15 protein-coding genes and 1 pseudogene are annotated in these 17,463 nt (G+C 66.5%); 9 read left to right on the forward strand and 7 right to left on the reverse strand.

The annotated features are described in order from the left end of the window. Positions 1–3: 3 nt before the first annotated feature. Positions 4–1,227 (forward strand): annotated as a pseudogene (locus BM449_RS07515) (IS66 family transposase); the annotation flags it as partial. 133 nt (positions 1,228–1,360) lie between these two features. Here BM449_RS07515 and ribH read toward each other — a convergent pair. Together ribH and psbZ are read right to left on the reverse strand one after the other, a co-directional pair. After that, entirely contained in the window at positions 1,361–1,840 is a 480-nt protein-coding gene (gene ribH, locus BM449_RS07520; protein WP_071800717.1) for a 6,7-dimethyl-8-ribityllumazine synthase, read from the reverse strand. Positions 1,841–1,846: 6 nt separating this feature from the next. Then, the gene (gene psbZ, locus BM449_RS07525) at positions 1,847–2,035 is read right to left on the reverse strand and encodes a photosystem II reaction center protein PsbZ (protein WP_071800718.1); all 189 of its coding nucleotides are present in this window, start codon (positions 2,033–2,035) and stop codon (positions 1,847–1,849) included. Between the two features lie 141 nt (positions 2,036–2,176). Here psbZ and BM449_RS07530 point away from each other — a divergent pair, with 141 nt between their 5' ends. The 3 genes from BM449_RS07530 to mutS all read left to right on the forward strand — a co-directional run bounded on the left by BM449_RS07530 (position 2,177) and on the right by mutS (position 5,657). After that, positions 2,177–2,380, forward strand: a complete 204-nt coding sequence (locus tag BM449_RS07530) for an AbrB/MazE/SpoVT family DNA-binding domain-containing protein (protein ID WP_071800719.1) — start codon at positions 2,177–2,179, stop codon at positions 2,378–2,380. After that, positions 2,377–2,766 carry a type II toxin-antitoxin system VapC family toxin gene (locus BM449_RS07535; protein WP_205526819.1) on the forward strand — a complete coding sequence of 130 codons (390 nt, stop codon included), beginning with the start codon at positions 2,377–2,379 and terminating at the stop codon, positions 2,764–2,766. The genes BM449_RS07530 and BM449_RS07535 overlap by 4 nt, the downstream gene beginning before the upstream one ends. Before the next feature lie 68 nt (positions 2,767–2,834). Further along, positions 2,835–5,657: a DNA mismatch repair protein MutS gene (mutS, locus tag BM449_RS07540; protein WP_083544635.1), complete on the forward strand. Its 2,823-nt coding sequence runs from the start codon at positions 2,835–2,837 to the stop codon at positions 5,655–5,657. Here mutS and BM449_RS07545 read toward each other — a convergent pair. Then, a complete protein-coding gene (locus tag BM449_RS07545; RefSeq protein ID WP_071800720.1) occupies positions 5,608–6,237 on the reverse strand; it encodes a precorrin-8X methylmutase in 630 nt (209 codons plus the stop codon). The two genes, mutS and BM449_RS07545, sit on opposite strands and share 50 nt — an antisense overlap. Before the next feature lie 11 nt (positions 6,238–6,248). Between BM449_RS07545 and holA the strand changes: the two genes are divergently transcribed. Genes holA through BM449_RS07560 form a run of 3 tightly spaced genes read left to right on the forward strand, consistent with a single transcriptional unit; the run spans position 6,249 to position 10,390 of the window. Then, complete coding sequence (holA, locus tag BM449_RS07550; protein WP_071800721.1) at positions 6,249–7,217, forward strand: DNA polymerase III subunit delta; 969 nt, start codon at positions 6,249–6,251, stop codon at positions 7,215–7,217. 35 nt (positions 7,218–7,252) lie between these two features. Next, the gene (locus BM449_RS07555) at positions 7,253–9,055 is read left to right on the forward strand and encodes an aspartate kinase (RefSeq protein WP_071800722.1); all 1,803 of its coding nucleotides are present in this window, start codon (positions 7,253–7,255) and stop codon (positions 9,053–9,055) included. Beyond that, positions 9,056–10,390 (forward strand): sugar transferase, encoded by a 1,335-nt coding sequence (locus tag BM449_RS07560; RefSeq protein ID WP_071800723.1) that lies wholly within the window; start codon positions 9,056–9,058, stop codon positions 10,388–10,390. 33 nt (positions 10,391–10,423) lie between these two features. Here the strand turns inward: BM449_RS07560 and uvrB are convergent, their stop codons facing one another. From uvrB to BM449_RS07575, 3 genes are all read right to left on the reverse strand, one after another. Then, positions 10,424–12,430, reverse strand: a complete 2,007-nt coding sequence (uvrB, locus tag BM449_RS07565) for an excinuclease ABC subunit UvrB (protein ID WP_071800724.1) — start codon at positions 12,428–12,430, stop codon at positions 10,424–10,426. A gap of 55 nt (positions 12,431–12,485) precedes the next feature. Further along, positions 12,486–12,911 (reverse strand): phage holin family protein, encoded by a 426-nt coding sequence (locus BM449_RS07570; protein WP_071800725.1) that lies wholly within the window; start codon positions 12,909–12,911, stop codon positions 12,486–12,488. Positions 12,912–12,999: 88 nt separating this feature from the next. Further along, the gene (locus BM449_RS07575; RefSeq protein ID WP_071802078.1) at positions 13,000–13,776 is read right to left on the reverse strand and encodes a DUF561 domain-containing protein; all 777 of its coding nucleotides are present in this window, start codon (positions 13,774–13,776) and stop codon (positions 13,000–13,002) included. 15 nt (positions 13,777–13,791) lie between these two features. On the opposite strand from BM449_RS07575, the gene tilS reads away from it, so the two are divergent. Both tilS and BM449_RS07585 read left to right on the forward strand, forming a co-directional pair. After that, the gene (gene tilS / locus BM449_RS07580) at positions 13,792–14,829 is read left to right on the forward strand and encodes a tRNA lysidine(34) synthetase TilS (protein ID WP_233830558.1); all 1,038 of its coding nucleotides are present in this window, start codon (positions 13,792–13,794) and stop codon (positions 14,827–14,829) included. Continuing rightward, positions 14,826–15,344: a hypothetical protein gene (locus BM449_RS07585; protein ID WP_071800726.1), complete on the forward strand. Its 519-nt coding sequence runs from the start codon at positions 14,826–14,828 to the stop codon at positions 15,342–15,344. The genes tilS and BM449_RS07585 overlap by 4 nt, the downstream gene beginning before the upstream one ends. Positions 15,345–15,348: 4 nt before the next feature. Here the strand turns inward: BM449_RS07585 and BM449_RS07590 are convergent, their stop codons facing one another. Then, entirely contained in the window at positions 15,349–17,373 is a 2,025-nt protein-coding gene (locus BM449_RS07590) for a ribonuclease J (protein WP_071800727.1), read from the reverse strand. Between the last annotated feature and the right edge of the window lie 90 nt (positions 17,374–17,463).

Below are 17,463 nucleotides of genomic sequence, written 5' to 3' on the forward strand. Positions count from 1 at the left end.
CATCCCGGATCCGGGCCGGAGCTGCTGCCGATCGAGCGGGTGGATGAAGTGCTGGAGTACCACCCCCAGGCCTGCCGCCGTTGCGGGCAGCTGCTGGACGGTGTGGGTCCAGATCCGCTGCGCCATCAAGTGATCGAGATCCCGCCGATCACACCGCTTGTGATCGAGCACCGGCTGCACCGGCTGGTCTGCCCCTACTGCTCGACCAGCACCTGTGCCACCCTGCCGGCGCATGTTGGGGGCAGCCGTTATAGGCCAAGGCTGAGTGCTCTGGTGGGCCTGTTTGGCAGTGCTTTCCCGTTGAGTTTCAGCAAGACCCAGGCGCTGCTCCATCAGCTGCTGGGGGTGGTGATCAGCCGCGCAGGGATTGCTGGGATCCGCCAGCGGCTGAGCCCAACCCTGGCCCCACCGGTGGCAGAAGCGCTGGCAGCTGCTCGGCAGCAGCCGGTGGCCTACGTCGATGAAACCGGCGCCCCCACAGGCAATGCCGACGGCCGCAATCCCGATGGCCGCAGAGGTTGGCAGTGGGTCATGGTCACCCCGGTGGCAACGGTGTTCCTGCAGGGCCTGAGCCGCTCGGCTGCAGCGGCCACGGAGCTGTTGGGGGACTCTTTTGGCGGAATCGTGGTGAGTGATCGGTTCTCTGCCTACAACCATCTGCCACTGGGGCAACGCCAGCTGTGCTGGGCGCACCTAATCCGTGATCTCACCGCTATCGCCGAACGCACAGGCGCCAGCGGTGAGATCGGAGCGGAGCTGCTAAGCCTGCAGCAGCAGCTGTTTGGGCAGTGGCACCGCTGGAAGGACGCCGCGATCGACTGGCCGCAACTCCAAAAGAACTGCCGGCCAATCCGACAGGCATTTGAGGCCACGCTGCAGCAGGTGGTGGAGCTGGGATACCAACGCGGCGAGCGAACGCCATGGGCCCAGACCGTTCGCACCTGCCAGCAACTGCTGCAACGCAGCGATGCCCTCTGGACCTTCCTGGAGCACCCTGGCGTGGAACCCACCAACAACGCCGCCGAAAGGGCCCTACGCCAGTCGGTGATTCAGCGCAAAATCAGTCACGGTGTCCAGTCGACCAGCGGCGCCATCTGCCGCAGCCGATTGCTCACGGTGACCACCACTCTGCGCCAGCAAGGCCGTGATGTCTGGCAGTTTCTGGAGCAGGCCTGGATTGCCCACCACCGCGGCGGACTAATGCCATCACTCCTGCCCAATACCTGAGCCGCTCAGCTCACAGCCTCAAGTCCTTGGTTGCTCAGCGCTGCGGGATCAGGACGATTGGCGCCATCGGCTTCCCGACCCCTGAATCGGTACTTGAAGTCTTACTAAAAGCCAAGTGAGGCACTGGCGCCTGTTAGCCCGGCAACACCCCCATCAAACTCCCCATCTCCAGCGCCTGCAGCGCGTAGCTCCAGCCCATGTTGCTCTTGATGCCGGCCCGCTCCAGTGCCTGCTGCATGGTGTCGGTGGTCAGAACGCCGAAGATCACCGGCACGCCCGTGTCGCGGGCCACGCTCGCCACTCCCTTGCTCACCTCGGCGCAGACGTAGTCGAAGTGGGGGGTGTCGCCTCGGATCACGGCCCCCAGGGTGATCAGCACCTGATAGCGGCCAGTGGCAGCGAGGCGCTGGGCGACCAGGGGAATCTCAAAGCTGCCGGGTACCCAGGCCAGGTCGAGCTGGCTGCTGCTGGGAGTCACATCGATCCCGTGCCGCGAGAGGGCATCCAGGCAGGCGCTCAAAAGCTTGCCTGTGACCAGGTCGTTGAAACGACCAACAACCACGGCAATCTGAAGGTCACTGACCTCGGTGAACCGTCCTTCAAAAACCGCCAATGGAACTCAGACCACGAAGTAGCTCATGCCCCAGTTGAGCAGAACGAGGACCAGCCAGGTTGCTCCTCCGAGCAGGATCAGGCGGTTGGAGCGGCCGCTGTCGTCGGTGCTGGCGTAGAGCACGGGCACGGCCACCACCAGGGCGAACGACATCACCACCAGGGCCAGAACGGTGAGGGTGTTGAGAATCTGCATGGAATCTGCGGGGCCTGGGCGGGCAGAAATGGATTGTCCCACGGCGTCTCTGGCTGCCTGGAAGGCGCCCTTGGATCCTTCACAACTTGTCGGGAGGTGACCCTCGTCTTACGATTGCCTCATCGATAACTTTGTTGTGGAATGGCGACGACGACAGTCTCTTCCAAGTTCCAGGTGGTGTTGCCCAAGGCGGTGCGTCAGCTCTACGACCTGAAACCAGGCCAGGTGCTTCAGCTGATCTGTCTGCCCGATCGCATTGAGCTCCTGCCCCTGCAGGCTGCCTCGGCCCTGCGCGGCTTCCTCAAGGGGGCGAACAGCTTTGAGCGGGAGCCCGATCGGCTGTGAGTGAAAGGCTCGTGGTGGATTCCTCAGGCTGGATCGAGTTCTTCACGGATGGCCCCAACGCTGACCCCTTCGCCGAAGCCATCGAGCAGCCGGAGCGCTTGGTGGTGCCCACCATCAGCCTGTTTGAGGTGTTCAAGTGGATCCTGCGTGAGCATGGCGAAGGCCCAGCCCTGCAGGCCATCGCTTTGATGCAGGGCGCTGAGGTGGTGGGCTTGAGCCCCGAAATCGCCCTCCATGGGGCCCAACTGAGCCTGGAGCTCAAGTTGCCCATGGCCGACAGCCTGATGCTTGCCACCGCACAGGCCTTTGGCGCCCTCTTGATCACCCAAGACTCGGATTTTCAGGGGCTTGCCGGGGTGCGCTGGCTGCCCAAGGTCGCGGGCTGAGCCTCCTACGATCGGGGACGTGCTGCAGGGGAAGCGTGGCGGGGGAAGCCCAGGAACAGCTTTCGCTGATGGCCGCCCCGACGCTGCAGGGATGTCTGTTCGGCCCTGCCGATGCCTCCACGGATCGATCACCCCAAGCTCCTGCCGGGGCCGATCCAGGAGAAGCTGATCCAGATGAAACCGGGCTCGACGACACAGCCCTGATCTCCCAGGCTGCCGCCAGGCCCCGTCAGCGCCAGGTCAGGCCCGAGGCGAGCCCAACGGAAACCAGCGCCGCCGATGGATCCGAACTGCCCCGTTGGCACCACCACAGCCTGTTGGATCCGGCGGCCCTGCCGCCGATGCTGCGCCACTACGTATCGCTCAAGGCGGCCCACCCCGATCGGGTGCTGCTCTACCGCCTGGGGGATTTCTTTGAGTTCTTTTTCGAGGACGCCCTGCTGCTCTCGCGCCTGCTGGAGCTGACCCTCACCGGCAAGGAGGCGGGCAAGGGGATCGGCCGCGTGCCGATGGCCGGCATCCCTCACCACGCCGCCGAGCGCTATTGCACCGAGCTGGTGCGCCATGGCCTGAGCATCGCCCTCTGCGACCAACTCGAAGCGGTGGCCGCCAAGGGCAGCCTGCTCAAGCGGGACATCACCCGGGTGATCACCCCCGGCACCGTGCTGGAGGAGGGCATGCTGGCCGCCCGTCGCAACAACTGGCTGGCGGCGGCGGTGGTCGAGCAGGGCCACTGGGGCCTGGCGATCGCCGATGTCAGCACCGGCGAATTCAGGGTCAGCGAGCGGGTGGGCAGCGACAGCCTCTACCAGGAGCTGCTGCAGCTGGAGGCCGCTGAGCTGCTCTGGCCGGCCGTAGAAGCGGCCTCTCCCAGCTGGTGCCCTGACGCTCTCCACCTCACCCGCCTGCCGCTCACGCCGTTTTCAGCGCCGGAGGCCCGCCGCACCCTGCTGGAGCGCTTTGAGCTGGCCAGTCTCGATGGCCTGGGCCTGGGCGAAGCGCCACTGGCGCTGCGGGCGGCCGGCGGTTTGCTTCGCTACCTCGATGACACCCAGCCAGGCCAGGGTGGCGAGCCGGGCGAAAGAGCGGATCGGGCTGATGGCCGCCGCGCCGTGGTGGTGCCGCTTGATCCCCCCACGCTCACGTTTGCTGGCGATCAGCTGGTGCTCGATGCCCAGACCCGCCGCAACCTGGAGCTCACCCGCACCCAGCGGGACGGCCAGCTGCAGGGCTCCCTGCTCTGGTCGTTGGATCGCACCATGACCGCCATGGGCGGGCGGGCCCTGCGCCGCTGGATCGAGCAGCCGCTGCGGGCTTTGGAGCCGATCCGTGCCCGCCAGGAGGCCGTCTCTGCCCTGGTGGCCCAGCGTCCCCTGCGTCAGGCCCTGCGCCGCCTGCTGCGGCCGATGGGGGATCTGGAGCGGCTGGCAGGCCGTGCCGGGGCGGGCAGCGCCTCAGCCCGGGATCTGGTGGCCCTGGCCGATGGCCTGGAGCGGCTGCCCCAGCTGGGCTCGCTGCTGGAAGCGGCGGACAGCCCCCCGCTGCGGGCGCTCCACCAAGCGGCCCCCGAGCTGGCTGAACTGGCCGCCAGCCTGCGCCATAGCCTCCAGGATCCGGCGCCGCTAAGCCTCTCGGAGGGTGGCCTGATCCATGACGGCGTCGACCAGACGCTCGATGGCCTGCGCAACCGCCTCGACGATCACCAGGCCTGGCTGGCTGAGCAGGAGGCCCAGGAGCGCCTGGCCAGCGGCATCCCCTCCCTGCGCCTGCAGTTCCACCGCACCTTCGGCACGTTCCTTTCGGTGAGCCGGGCCAAGGCCGCCACCGTTCCCGGCCACTGGATCCGGCGCCAGACGCTGGCCAACGAGGAGCGCTTCATCACGCCCGAGCTCAAGGCCCGCGAAGCGAAGATCCTGCAGCTGCGCGCCCGCGCCGCCGGCCGTGAATACGAGCTGTTCACCCAGTTGCGGGCGCTGGTGGGCGAGCAGGCCGCCCCGATCCGGGCCTGTGCCCGCCGGGTCGCGGCCCTCGATGCGCTCGCCTCACTGGCCGAGGTGGCGGCCCTCGGCGGCTACTGCTGCCCCGAGCTCAGTGATGACCGCGGCCTGTTCATTGAGGCCGGTCGCCACCCGGTGGTGGAGCAGCTGCTGGTGGCCGAGCCCTTCGCCGCCAACGACATCCATCTCGGTACGCCCGGCCAGCCCGACCTGATGGTGCTCACGGGGCCGAACGCCAGTGGCAAGAGCTGCTATCTGCGCCAGACGGGCCTGCTGCAGCTGATGGCCCAGATCGGCAGCTGGATTCCGGCCCGCTCCGCCCGGCTGGGTCTCTGCGACCGGATCTTCACCCGGGTGGGTGCCGTCGATGATCTGGCCGCCGGCCAGTCCACCTTCATGGTGGAAATGGCTGAAACGGCCAACATCCTGCACCACGCCTCCGACCGCTCCCTGGTGCTGCTCGATGAGATCGGCCGCGGCACCGCCACCTTCGATGGCCTCTCGATCGCCTGGGCGGTGGCCGAACACCTGGCTGAGGGCTTGCGGGCCCGGGCGGTGTTCGCCACCCACTACCACGAACTCAATGAGCTGGCCTCCCTGCTCCCCAACGTGGCCAATTTCCAGGTGATTGTGGAGGAAACCGGCGACAGGCTGGTGTTCCTGCACCAGGTGCGCCCCGGCGGGGCCAGCCGCAGTTATGGCATCGAAGCCGCCCGCCTGGCCGGGGTGCCGGCGCCGGTGGTGCGCCGTGCCCGCCAGGTGCTCGGCCGGATCGAGGCCAACAGCCATGTGGCCGTGGGCCTGCAGAGCGCGGCTGAACCCTCAATGGCCGAGGTTGAGCCCCTTAAGCCGAACGATCCAGATCCAGCCAGGCTCGCCGCAGCAGGGCATTGACGGCCGCAGCAGCGAGGCCGGCGCCGCCCCTGCTGCCCTCCAGCCGGATCTGGCTCAGGCCGCTCTCGGCCAGGTGACGCTTGCTGCGCTCCACCCCCACGAACCCCACCGGCATGCCGATCACCAGGGGCGGAACTGCCTCCCCCCTGGCGGCAGGCCCGGCGATCAGCTGCAGCAAGCGCTCCAGGGCGGTGGGGGCGCTGCCGATCAGCACCACCGCCCGTGGATGTGCAGCCAGCGCCGCCGCCATGCCCTCGGCGCTGCGGGTGCCCCCCTCCGGCGCCAGGGCGGGGGCCCAGTCGAGGATGGAGTGCACGGGGTTGGCGAAGGTGCGCCCGGCCATCGGCCTCACGGCCGCCGCTGCCATGGCGGTGTCGGTGAGGATCACGGCCCCGGCCGCCAGGGCGTCCATGCCCGCCTCACACGCACCGGGGCTGAAGCGCAGCGCTGGGCCAAGGGTCAGGTCGCCGCTGCTGTGCACCAGCCGCTCCAGCACGTCCTGGTGCACCCCATCGAGGCCGGTCGGCCCCAGGCATTGGCGGATGTGCCGCACGCTTTCGGTGAAGATCGGGTGATCCACGGCCTGCCCTGATGCCGATCCATCTCTACTGGGGAGACGACGAGGCCGGCCGGCAGCGGGCCGTCGACGCCCTGATCACGGCGGTGGTGGAATCCAGCTGGCAGAGCATCAACCTGACCAGGCTCGATGGCAACGATGGGGCCCAGGCGGCGCAGGCCCTCAGTGAGGCGCGCACGCCGCCCCTCGGTGGCGGTCACCGGGTGGTGGTGCTGCAGCGCAGTCCCTTCTGCAGCGCCTGCCCTGCCGATCTGGCTGGCCCCCTGGAGGAAAGCCTGGGGCTGATCCCCGAGCACACCCATCTGGTGCTGGTCAGCCCGGGCAAACCGGATGCCCGGCTGCGCACCACCAAGAGCCTGCGGGCCGTGGCCGAGGAGCAGAGTTTTGCCCTGCCGGCGGTCTGGGATGGCAGTGGCCAGCTGGACCTGGTGCGGCGCACGGCCCAGGGCCTCGGCCATGCCCTCACCCCCGAGGCGTTGGAGGCCCTGGCTGAGGCGATCGGCAGTGACAGTGCCCGCCTCGCCAGCGAGCTGGAGAAGCTGGCGCTCTATTGCTGCCAGCGGCCGATTGATGGCGCCGCCGTGGCGGCTCTGGTGGGCAGCCAGGCCACAACCAGCCTGCAACTGGGCGATGCCCTGCTGCGCGGCGATCTCGGCGAAGCGATCGCCCTGCTCGATCACCTGGTGACGGCCGGGGAGCCCCCCCTGCGGATCGTTGCGGCGCTCACCAGCCAGATCCGCGGCTGGCTCTGGGTGAGCCTGCTGGAGGCCCAGGGGGAGCAGGACGTGGCTGTGATCGCCCGGGCCGCCGGCATCGGCAACCCGAAGCGGATCTACGTGATGCGCAAACAGATCCGCGGCCGGCCCGCCCAGCTTTTTCTGGCCCTGCTGGGCCAGTTGCTGGAGATTGAGGCGTCGCTGAAGCTGGGAGCCAAACCTGGCGACGCCTTCCGCGATGGGCTGTTGGCGGCAGCCCCCCGATAATCAGCTCCTCACGACAGCGTTGCGCGCAGACCGGGATGGCCCTGCTGGTTCAGAAGTTCGGGGGGACCTCCCTCGGCAGCATCGAGCGAATCCAGGCCGTGGCCGGGCGCATTGCCGCCAGCCGCGAGCAGGGTTACGACCTGCTGATTGTCGTCTCGGCGATGGGCCACACCACCGATGAGCTCACCGGCCTGGCGCACGCCATCCATGCCGATCCACCCCAGCGGGAGCTCGACATGCTGCTGGCCACCGGCGAGCAGGTCTCGATTGCCCTACTGGCGATGGCCCTCCACGCCCTGGGGGTGCCGGCGGTCTCGATGACCGGCACCCAGGTCGGGATTGTCACCGAGTCGGCCCACGGCCGCGCCCGCATCCTTGAAGTCCGCACCGATCGGCTCAGGAAACTGCTCGACGATGGCTGCGTCGTGGTGGTAGCCGGCTTCCAGGGCACCAGCTGCGGCAGTGCAGGCACCCCGGAGATCACCACCCTGGGCCGGGGGGGATCGGACACCTCGGCCGTGGCCCTGGCGGCGGCGATGGGGGCGGAGGCCTGCGAGATCTACACCGATGTGGCCGGGGTGCTCAGCACCGATCCCCGCCAGGTGGCCGGGGCCCAGCTGATGGAGACGGTCAGCTGCAACGAGATGCTGGAGTTGGCCAGCCTCGGGGCGGCCGTTCTCCATCCCCGCGCCGTGGAGATCGCTCGCAACTACGGCGTGCCGCTGGTGGTGCGCTCCAGCTGGAGTGAGGCCGCCGGCACCCGCCTGACCAGCGGCTCGCCGCGACCGATCGGCAGTGGGGGTCTGGAACTGGGCAAGCCGGTGGATGGGGCTGAACTCGAGGATCACCAGGCCGTGGTCGCCCTCACCTACGTGCCCGATCGCCCCGGCGTGGCGGCCCTGCTGTTCGAAGCCCTCTCAAACGCCGGTCTGAACGTCGATTTGATCGTCCAGGCCACCCACTCAGGCGCCACCAATGACATCGCCTTCACCGTCAGTGAAGACCAGCTGGAGGCGGCCACAGCCGTTTGCCGCAGCTTGCTGGCAGAGCTGGGGGCCGATCAGACGGCCCTGACCAGCCAGGCTGGGCTGGCCAAGCTGAGCATCTCCGGGGCAGGAATCATGGGACGGCCTGGTGTCGCCGCCCGCCTGTTCGACACCCTGGCCCGCTACGGGATCAACCTGCGCCTGATCGCCACCAGCGAAGTGAAGGTGAGTTGTGTGCTGGAGGGCAGCCAGGCCTTCAAGGCCCTGCGGGCCACCGCCGAGGTGTTTGAGCTGCAGGATCAGCAGCTCCGCCAGAACCCGGTCCCCTGCAACCTCGGTGATCCCGCCGTGCGCGGTGTCGCCCTCGACCGCCACCAGGCCCAGGTGGTCGTGCGCCAGGTGCCCGATCGCCCCGGCAGTGCCGCCGCCGTCTGCCGCGCCCTGGCCGATGCCGGCATCAGCCTTGACACGATCGTGCAGTCGGAGCGCACCCACAGTTGTGAGACCGGCCCGGCCCTGCGCCGCGACATGAGCTTCACCCTGCGCCGCGACGACCTCGGCAGAGCCAGCCTGGCGCTGCAGCCGCTGCTGATGCAGTGGCCTGCCGCCAGCTTTGAGGAGGGGATCGCCATTGCCAGGGTGAGTGCGGTCGGTGCCGGCATGCCCTGCACTCCTGGCACCGCCGCGCGCATGTTCCGCGCCCTGGCTGAAGCGGGGGTGAACATCGAGATGATCGCCACCAGCGAGATCCGCACCAGCTGTGTGGTGGGCGAGGCCGATGGGGTTCGCGCCCTGCAGGCCGTGCACGCCTGCTTCGGTTTGGATGCGGCCTGCGTTGAGGCGGCCTGTTAGATGCACTGGCTGCGCCACCGCCGCTTGCTCGCCCTGGCCGCGAGTCTCGACGCCCTCGGGGTCAGCCTGTTGGCCGTTTGGATCGATCGGGCCCGCAGCGGCCAGATCGAACAACAACTTGGCCTGCTGCTGCTGATCGTGGCGATCTATTGGACCCTGGGCTGGTTGCTCGGCTCTTACACCCTGCTCAAGCAGGCCCGGCTGCGCTGGAGTCAGCTTGTGATCAGGGTGGGGATAGCCTGCCTCGGCACGGTGCTGGCGGCGGCAGTGCTGGGCTGGTTGCTCCAGGCCCCGCCTGCGATCACCCTGTTGCATCGGGGCAGCCTGATCCCCTTGTTCGCCTTAGCCGGCCTCTGGAGCGCCGGGGTGAGGCTGTGGATTCGGCGGCTGTCGCAGACCAACGGCGATGGGTCCTGGCTTGTGCTGGCCCTGGCGGAGGAGAAGGCCCCGGTTGGCTGCGAATGGCGGCGCCTCGGCCCCCAGCCACTGCCATTGATCGAAAGCCTGCCGGCCTCCCTGTCGATGCCAGAGGCCCTGGCAGGCCAGGGCCGGGTTCCGGCCGGAGTGGCCTTCAGCCCGGGGGTGCTCGCCCAGGCGAATCTCCAGGCCGATGTGGAGGCATTGGTGGGGCGCGGATGGTCGGTCACCACACTGGCCCAGCTGGCTGAGCGGGAGCTGCAACGCATCCCTCCCCAGTGGGTGGGTTCCCAGTGGCTGCTGTTCGCTGCTCGGATCGAAGCCAGCCGCTTCGGCTTTGAGCACCAGCTCAAGCGCTACGCCGATGTGTTGATCAGCCTGCTGTTGCTGCTGTTCAGCGCACCGTTGTTGGTTGTGGCGGCCCTGCTGATCAAGCTCGGGGATGGGGGCCCGATCCTTTATCGCCAGTGCCGCAGCGGCTTCCTCGGACAGCCCTTCATGGTGATCAAACTGCGCACGATGATCTCGGATGCGGAAGTTGCCCAGGCCGTCTGGTCGCAGCCCAACGATCAGCGCATCACAGCGGTGGGCAGCTGGCTGCGACGCACCCGCCTCGATGAACTGCCCCAACTTCTCAACGTGTTGCGCGGCGAGATGAGCCTGATCGGGCCGCGGCCGGAGCGCCCGGAACTGGAGGAGGAACTGGAGCGTCGCATCCCCCATTACCGGCTGCGGCACTGGGCCCTGCCTGGGCTGAGCGGCTGGGCTCAGGTGAACATGCCTTACACATCCTCAGTGGAAGATGCCGCCCTGAAACTCAGCTATGACCTCTTCTATCTGCGCAACAGCAACATCTGGCTGGATCTGTTGATCCTGTTCAAAACAATCAAGATCGTACTTAAAGCTGCGGGCCGTTAGGCATTGCTTGCACTGCTCTTCTGAGTGATCACTTCAGTGACGGCCCACCAGCTTCTGGCGCAGTTTCTTGATGCGGTCACGCAGGTTGCCGGCCTCTTCAAATTCAAGATTCTTGGCCGCCACTTTCATCTTGTCTTCGAGCTCGAGGATCACTTCCGGTAAGGCGTCGAGGGGCACATCCCTGTACAAGGCCCAATCGTCAACCACCTCCGGGATGTCATCGTTGAGCCGGCGGCTGAACTCAAGAGAGGAGAGGATCGAGTTGCCGGCCCGCTTGCCGGCCGGAGAGGGGGTGATTCCGTGCGTTTCGTTATATGTTTGCTGGATGACCCGGCGCCGTTCCGTTTCGGAGATGGCTTTGGCCATCGAGTCCGTGAGGTTGTCGGCGTAGAGCAGGGCTCTGCCATCCACATGGCGGGCGGCCCGGCCGATCGTCTGAATCAAGGAGCGCTCGGCCCGCAGGAATCCTTCCTTGTCCGCATCGAGAATGGCCACCAGAGAAACCTCCGGCAGGTCGAGGCCTTCGCGTAGCAGGTTGACACCAATAAGGGCATCAAAGAGGCCATTGCGGAGATCCTGAATGATTTCAATCCGCTCGATCGAGTGGATCTCCGAGTGCAAATAGCGGACTCGCACCCCATTCTCGGCCAGGTAATCGGTGAGATCCTCGGCCATCCGCTTGGTGAGGGTGGTGATCAAGCAGCGTTCCTGGCGCTCGGCCCGAACCCGGATCTCCCCGAGCAGGTCGTCGACCTGGCCCGCACTGGGGCGCACCTCCACAACCGGATCGAGCACGCCCGTCGGACGGATCACCTGCTGGGCCACCTGGCCAACACTCTGCTCCAGCTCCCAGGTGCCTGGGGTGGCCGAGACGAAGATCGTCTGGTGGGCTTTTTCCCAGAATTCCTCGGCCTTGAGCGGCCGGTTGTCGGCGGCGCTGGGCAGCCGGAAGCCGTGGTCGATCAGCACCTTCTTGCGGGCCTGGTCGCCGTTGTACATGGCGTGCAACTGGGAACAGGTGACGTGGCTTTCGTCCACCACCAGCAGCCAGTCATCGGGGAAGTAGTCGATCAGGCATTCCGGCGGAGTTCCCGCTTGGCGGCCGGCCAGGTGGCGGGCATAGTTCTCAACCCCGTTGCAGTAGCCCACCTCCTTGAGCATCTCCAGGTCGTAGGCGGTGCGCTGCTCCAGCCGCTGGGCTTCAAGCAGCTGGCCCTGGCTGTTGAGGACGTCGAGTCGTTGCTTCAGTTCTTCCCGGATAGCGGCGATGGCGCCTTCCAGTCGGTCTTTGGGTGTAACGAAGTGTTTGGCCGGATAGATGTTCACCGTCTCCAGGCTCTGGAGAATCTCACCGGTGGTGGGATCCACATAACGGATCGCCTCCACCTCATCACCGAACAGTTCGATTCGCACCAATCGGTCTTCATAGGCGGGGCCGATCTCGAGCACATCGCCCTTGATACGGAAGCGACCTCGGCTCACGTCGATATCATTGCGCGAATACTGGTTATTCACCAACTCCCGCAGGGAGCCGCGCAGATCGAGGCTCTCGCCCACCTGAAACTTGACGGCGGCCTTGAGGTATTCCGAGGGGATGCCGAGCCCGTAGATGCAGCTGATCGAGGCCACCACAATCACGTCCCGCCGCTCGAACAGGGAGCGGGTGGCCGAGTGACGCAGCATGTCGATCTCTTCGTTGATCGAGGCCGTCTTGGCGATGTAGGTGTCCGAGACCGGCACATAGGCCTCGGGCTGGTAATAGTCGTAGTAGGAGATGAAATATTCGACGGCGTTGTTCGGGAAGAATTCCCGCAGCTCGTTACAGAGCTGGGCCGCCAGTGTTTTGTTATGGGCGAGAACCAGAGCTGGCCGCCCCGTGCGCTCGATCACATTGGCGATCGAAAAGGTCTTGCCGGTGCCGGTGGCACCCAACAAGGTCTGGAAGCGCTCCCCACCATCCACTCCCTTGGTGAGAGCGGCGATGGCGGAGGGTTGGTCGCCTTTCGGTACGTAGGGCGCCTGAAGATCGAATCGGGCCATGCCCGTGGGAAATCAGGCGGAGCCTGGAGAATGGGGCAATCAGTCTACGGAGGGTTCAGGCCACACCGCCGCTCACCAGGGTCATGGCCCGGGTCAGGCCCACATCCAAACCGAGCAGTCGCAGGATCAGAGCGCTCAGAACGCTGTACACCAGGGCACCGAGAATGGCGCTGACCAGCCCGTTCTTGAGCTGGAAGCCCTTGATCAGCCAGGCCGCCAGGGCGAACAACACGATGGTGATTAGCCAGTTGAACAACAGCGACACCGGGCTGATCAGGCCACCGAGCGACGTGACAGCCCAGATCGGCCCGAGCAGGAGCCGCAGCGGAAAGATCAGCAACGTGCCCAGCAGGCCGATCACGACCGCCGAGAGCAACGCCGTGCCGAAGTTCGCCATGACCACGCCGAGGGGCAGGGCCGCGACGATCAACAGCACCACGGCCCGGATCGGCCATTGCAGCAGCCAGATGAAAGCACCCATGGATCAGGGAAAGCAACGCTGTAACCGTAGGCAGCGAAGGGCCATGGCGCCAGAACCAGGCGGTCCACTGCCATGGACTGTTACTGGATCAAGAAGCGATCCCAACCGCCAGCGGTGCGCCCAGGGCTTCGCGCAGGCTGCGCACCGCGGCTATCATGGCCGGCTCATCATCGAGGCGGCTCACCGCTGAGCCGACGCCCACACCGCTGGCCCCTGCGGCGATCGCCAGCGGCAGGGTCACCGCTGAGAGGCCCGAGGCGCAGAGCACCGGCAGCGGCGCCTCCAGTGATTGCAGGGCCCGGCTGATCGCATGGGCTGCGGCCAGGGTCGGAGCCGCCTTCTCGATCAGCCCCAGGGTGCCGGCGCTGAACGGACGGGCTGCGGTTCCCCCCTCGGTCTGGATCAGGTCGGCACCAGCCGCCGCCAGATCGATCGCCAGCTGCTCCTGTTGATCCAGGGGAAGGATGTGGGGAACGGTGACCGAAAGCACCACGCTTGGAAGCAGCCGACGGGTCCGGCGGGTCAAGGAGAGCACCTCGTCGGCGCCGAAGCGGCGGCCCAGGGGGTAAAAAGCATCGAAGTTGCCGATCTCCACGATCGTCGCTCCGGCGGCCACAGCCGCCGGAAACAGGTCAGGATCCACCGCTGATGCGCAGATCGGCAGCCCGGAAACCTTGGCTGCCAGCTGAACCAAAGCGGGGTCGCAGGCCACATCGATCAGATCGGCGCCCCCACCGCCGGCGGCCCGGCTGATGCGCTCCACCGCCAGCGGATCGCGATTGGTGAGCCCCGTGATCACCTTCAACAGACGCCGTGACACCAGCGCCGCATGGAGTTCGGCGGGCAGGCTGGAGAGACGCGACATCGGCAGGGTCAGCAAGTGGCAGCCATTCTCCCACCTGAAAGCACACCAGCCCAGACCAGTCCCCGGCATCCAGGGCCGGGCTGGGGGCCCCTGCACCGGCGGCTGCATCGGCAGTTATTGGCAGACCCATTCCTCCTGCCCAGGGGAGAGCGGTTGCTGGTGGCTGTCTCCGGCGGCCAGGATTCGATGGCGCTGATCCGGCTGCTGCTTGATCTGCGCCGTCTGCACCACTGGGAGTTACGGCTCTGGCACGGGAACCATGGCTGGCGGCCGGAAGCCGCCGCCCAAGCGGAGGCCCTGGCTGACTGGGCTGGGTCGTTGGGCTTGCAGGTCCAGCAGGATCAGGCGCAGCCGCCACCGAGCAGCGAAGCCGCCGCCAGGGACTGGCGCTACGCCCAGCTTGAACATTGGGCAGCCGAGCTGGATTGTGGCCATGTGGTCACCGGTCACACCGCCAGCGACCGGGCCGAAACCGTGCTGCTGAATCTGGCCCGGGGCGCCGATCGGCGTGGGCTCAGCAGCTTGCGCCGCCGTCGCCGTTTAGGGGAGAGCCGCTGGCTGGTCCGCCCGCTGCTGAGCCTGAGCCGCGAGGAGACGGCAGACTTTTGTGCCGCCTGGGAGTTGCCGGTCTGGATCGATTCGAGCAACGCCAGCCCCCGCTTCAGCCGCAACCGCATCCGCCACGACGTGATGCCCGTGCTGGAGGCCCTCCATCGCGGCGCCAGCCGCAGGATCAGTGCCCTGGCCGAACGCCTTGAGCAGTACCCGGGCGAGGAACTACTGGGCCTGGCCCTGGTGCCGCTGCTGGATCCAGCCGAGCCGAGACGGTTGTGCCGCCAACCCCTGCAACGGCGTAGCCCGGCCTGCCAGGAGTTGCTGCTGCGCCATTGGCTGGAGCAGGAAACTGGTAGGAGTCCGGCGTCGCGAACGCTGCTGGAGCTCTGCCGCAGCTTGCGCAGCTCTTGCGAGCCTGGCAGCCTCAACCTGGGCGGGGGCTGGCGGCTGGCGTGGCAGGCCCAACACCTTCTGCTTCTGGAGCCAACAGTCCGATGACGTCAGACCGTTTCGATTCCGACGCGTTCGATCAGTCCTACAAGGAGGTGGAACTCGCCTACAGCGAGAGCCGTTTCCAGAAGGCCTTTCGCCAGGCTGATGCGTTGCTCAAGCAGCAAGCACCAGAGGAAGGAGACCCCAGGACCCAGCGCCTTCAACTAATCCTTGGCCATATCCACCTGCATGGACTGCAGGAGCCTGAGCTGGCCATTCCGCTTTACCAGACCGTTCTGGAAAGCGGAGACAGTGCCACTTACAAGGAGCTGGCCGAGCAGGGTCTGGCGTTGTGTCAGGAGGCCCTAGCCGCACGTGACATGAGTGAGAAACCCGATCTGCTCGCGGCTGACCAGGGCGTCGCTCCGGCTATGCCATGGCTGGATCAGCCAGAGGCGCTTGACCCGAGCCCGAAAGCCGACCTGAGGATCGAAGCGGTCAGCGTCGATGAACTCAGGCCGGTGGCGACGGCAGAGGAGAGCGAACTGGCCCAGGGCCTGTTGCGCGTGGTGTTGGGCTGAGGCTTCAGCCGGCGGCGGTGGAGCGGCGGCGACGCACCCGGTTGGCGGGCATCTCCGGCTCAGCTGGCACAGAGACCGCTGGGGCTGCTTTGACCACGGGGGTCACGGCTGCAGCCGGAGCTGCGGTAGCTGTTACTGCTGCCGGGGCCGGCAGGGTGGCCACGGCTTGGCGCGCGCCAGCCGGAGCGGCTTCGCTGCGGGAGCCGACGTTGCGGATGATCTCCCGGCTGGTTTCCCGACCGCCCTGGCGACCACCCCGACCAGCCGGACGGCTGTCGGGCTCGGCATCGGCACGGCCCTTGTAGGCGGGCGTCCCGGCCGGTGCCGGTTGAACCAGGCAGATGATCAGAGGTTCCACCTGCAGCTCGCGGCGCAGGCGGCGCTGCAGGCCCACCTCGATTTCGCGTTGCACCCCCACCCAATCCACATCGGGGGCGGTGCCACCGGTGTGGCGGCAGAGCTGGTTCCAGCGGTTCTCGAGCACCCATGTGATTTCCCTCTCTGCCCAGATCGAGAGTTTGCGGGCATCGGCGGTTGTGACCACGCCCCGCAGGTTGACCCGTGGCGGTGCACCCATGGCCCCGTCGGTGCTGATCACGGTCAGCAGGGTGATCACGCCGTCTTCGGCGAGTTGCTGGCGTTCTTTCAGCACGCGGGCATCAACAATGCCGTTGCGGGACGCATCGAGCAGTTCGATGCCGGCCTTGACCGGATCACCCTTACGGATGGAATCGGGGGTCAGTTCGACCACGTCGCCGTTGTCGATGATCAACATGTGATCGGCCGGCACACCCATCGATTGGGCGGTCTTGGAGTGAGCCACCAGCATGCGGTGCTCACCGTGAACCGGAACGAAGTACTTGGGCCGGGTGAGGGCAATCATCAGCTTGTGGTCTTCCTGGGAGCCGTGCCCGGACACGTGGATGCCCTCGCCCTTGCCGTAAACAACCTTGGCGCCCAGCATCATCAGCCGGTCAATGGTGTTGACCACGGAGATGGTGTTGCCCGGAATCGGGCTGGCCGAGAAGATGATCGTGTCGCTGGCTTTGACCTGCACCTGGGGGTGCTCGCAACGGGAGATGCGGCTCAGGGCAGCCAGCTCCTCGCCCTGGCTGCCAGTCATCAGCAGCAGGGTTTCACGGTCGGGTAGATCACGGATCTGCTTGATCGGCACGAACAGTTCATCAGGGCAGCGGATGTAACCGAGTTCCCGGGCCTTGGCGATCACGTTGAGCATGGAGCGGCCGAGCAGGCCCACCTTGCGGCCATGCTTCATGGCCAGTTCGAGAATCATCGAAACCCGGTGCACCGAGCTGGCGAAGGTGGTGACGATCACCCGACCTTCGGCCTTGGCGAAGTTGCGATCCAGGTTCGGGAACACGGCCCGCTCCGGGAGCGTCGAGCCGGGAAGCTCGGCGTTGGTGGAATCACTGAACAGGCAGAGCACGCCTTGTTCGCCGTAATGGGCCATCCGCTGGATGTCGAAGTATTCGCCATCCACGGGCGTGTGATCGAACTTGAAGTCGCCGGTGAAGACAATCACACCCACTGGAGTGGTGATCGCCAGGCTGAAGCTGTCGGCGATGGAGTGGGTGTTGCGGATGAACTCCACTTGAAAGTGCTGGCCCACCTTGACGATGTCGCGGGGGCTCACCGTCTGGATGATGGTGCGATCGGTGACCGCCGCTTCCTCCATCTTCCCTTGCAGCATCGACATGGCCAGGCGTGGGCCATAGATCACCGGAATGCTGAAGTTCTTGAGGTGATGCGGGATGCCGCCGATGTGATCTTCGTGGCCGTGGGTCACGATCATGCCGCGGATGCGCTTCTGGTTTTCGCGCAGATAGCTGGTGTCGGGCAGCACCACATTGACGCCGTGCATGCCATCACTGGGGAAGGCCAAGCCGGCATCGACGAGCATCAGCTCATCGCCGTACTCGAACACGCAGGTGTTCTTGCCGATTTCATGGAGGCCGCCGAGGGGAATCACCCGCAGGGTGGGCTTGTTGCCGTTGGTGCTTGTGGGCATGGGTTGGGAATCCGGGGTGGTCCCGGGAGAGGGAAAACTTGGGGGTGCTGAAGCTGAAATCACCGGGCCAGGCTGCACCGGAGAGAAGCC

The sequence above is a fragment of the Synechococcus sp. SynAce01 genome, from assembly GCF_001885215.1.
GTDB lineage: Bacteria > Cyanobacteriota > Cyanobacteriia > PCC-6307 > Cyanobiaceae > Regnicoccus > Regnicoccus frigidus.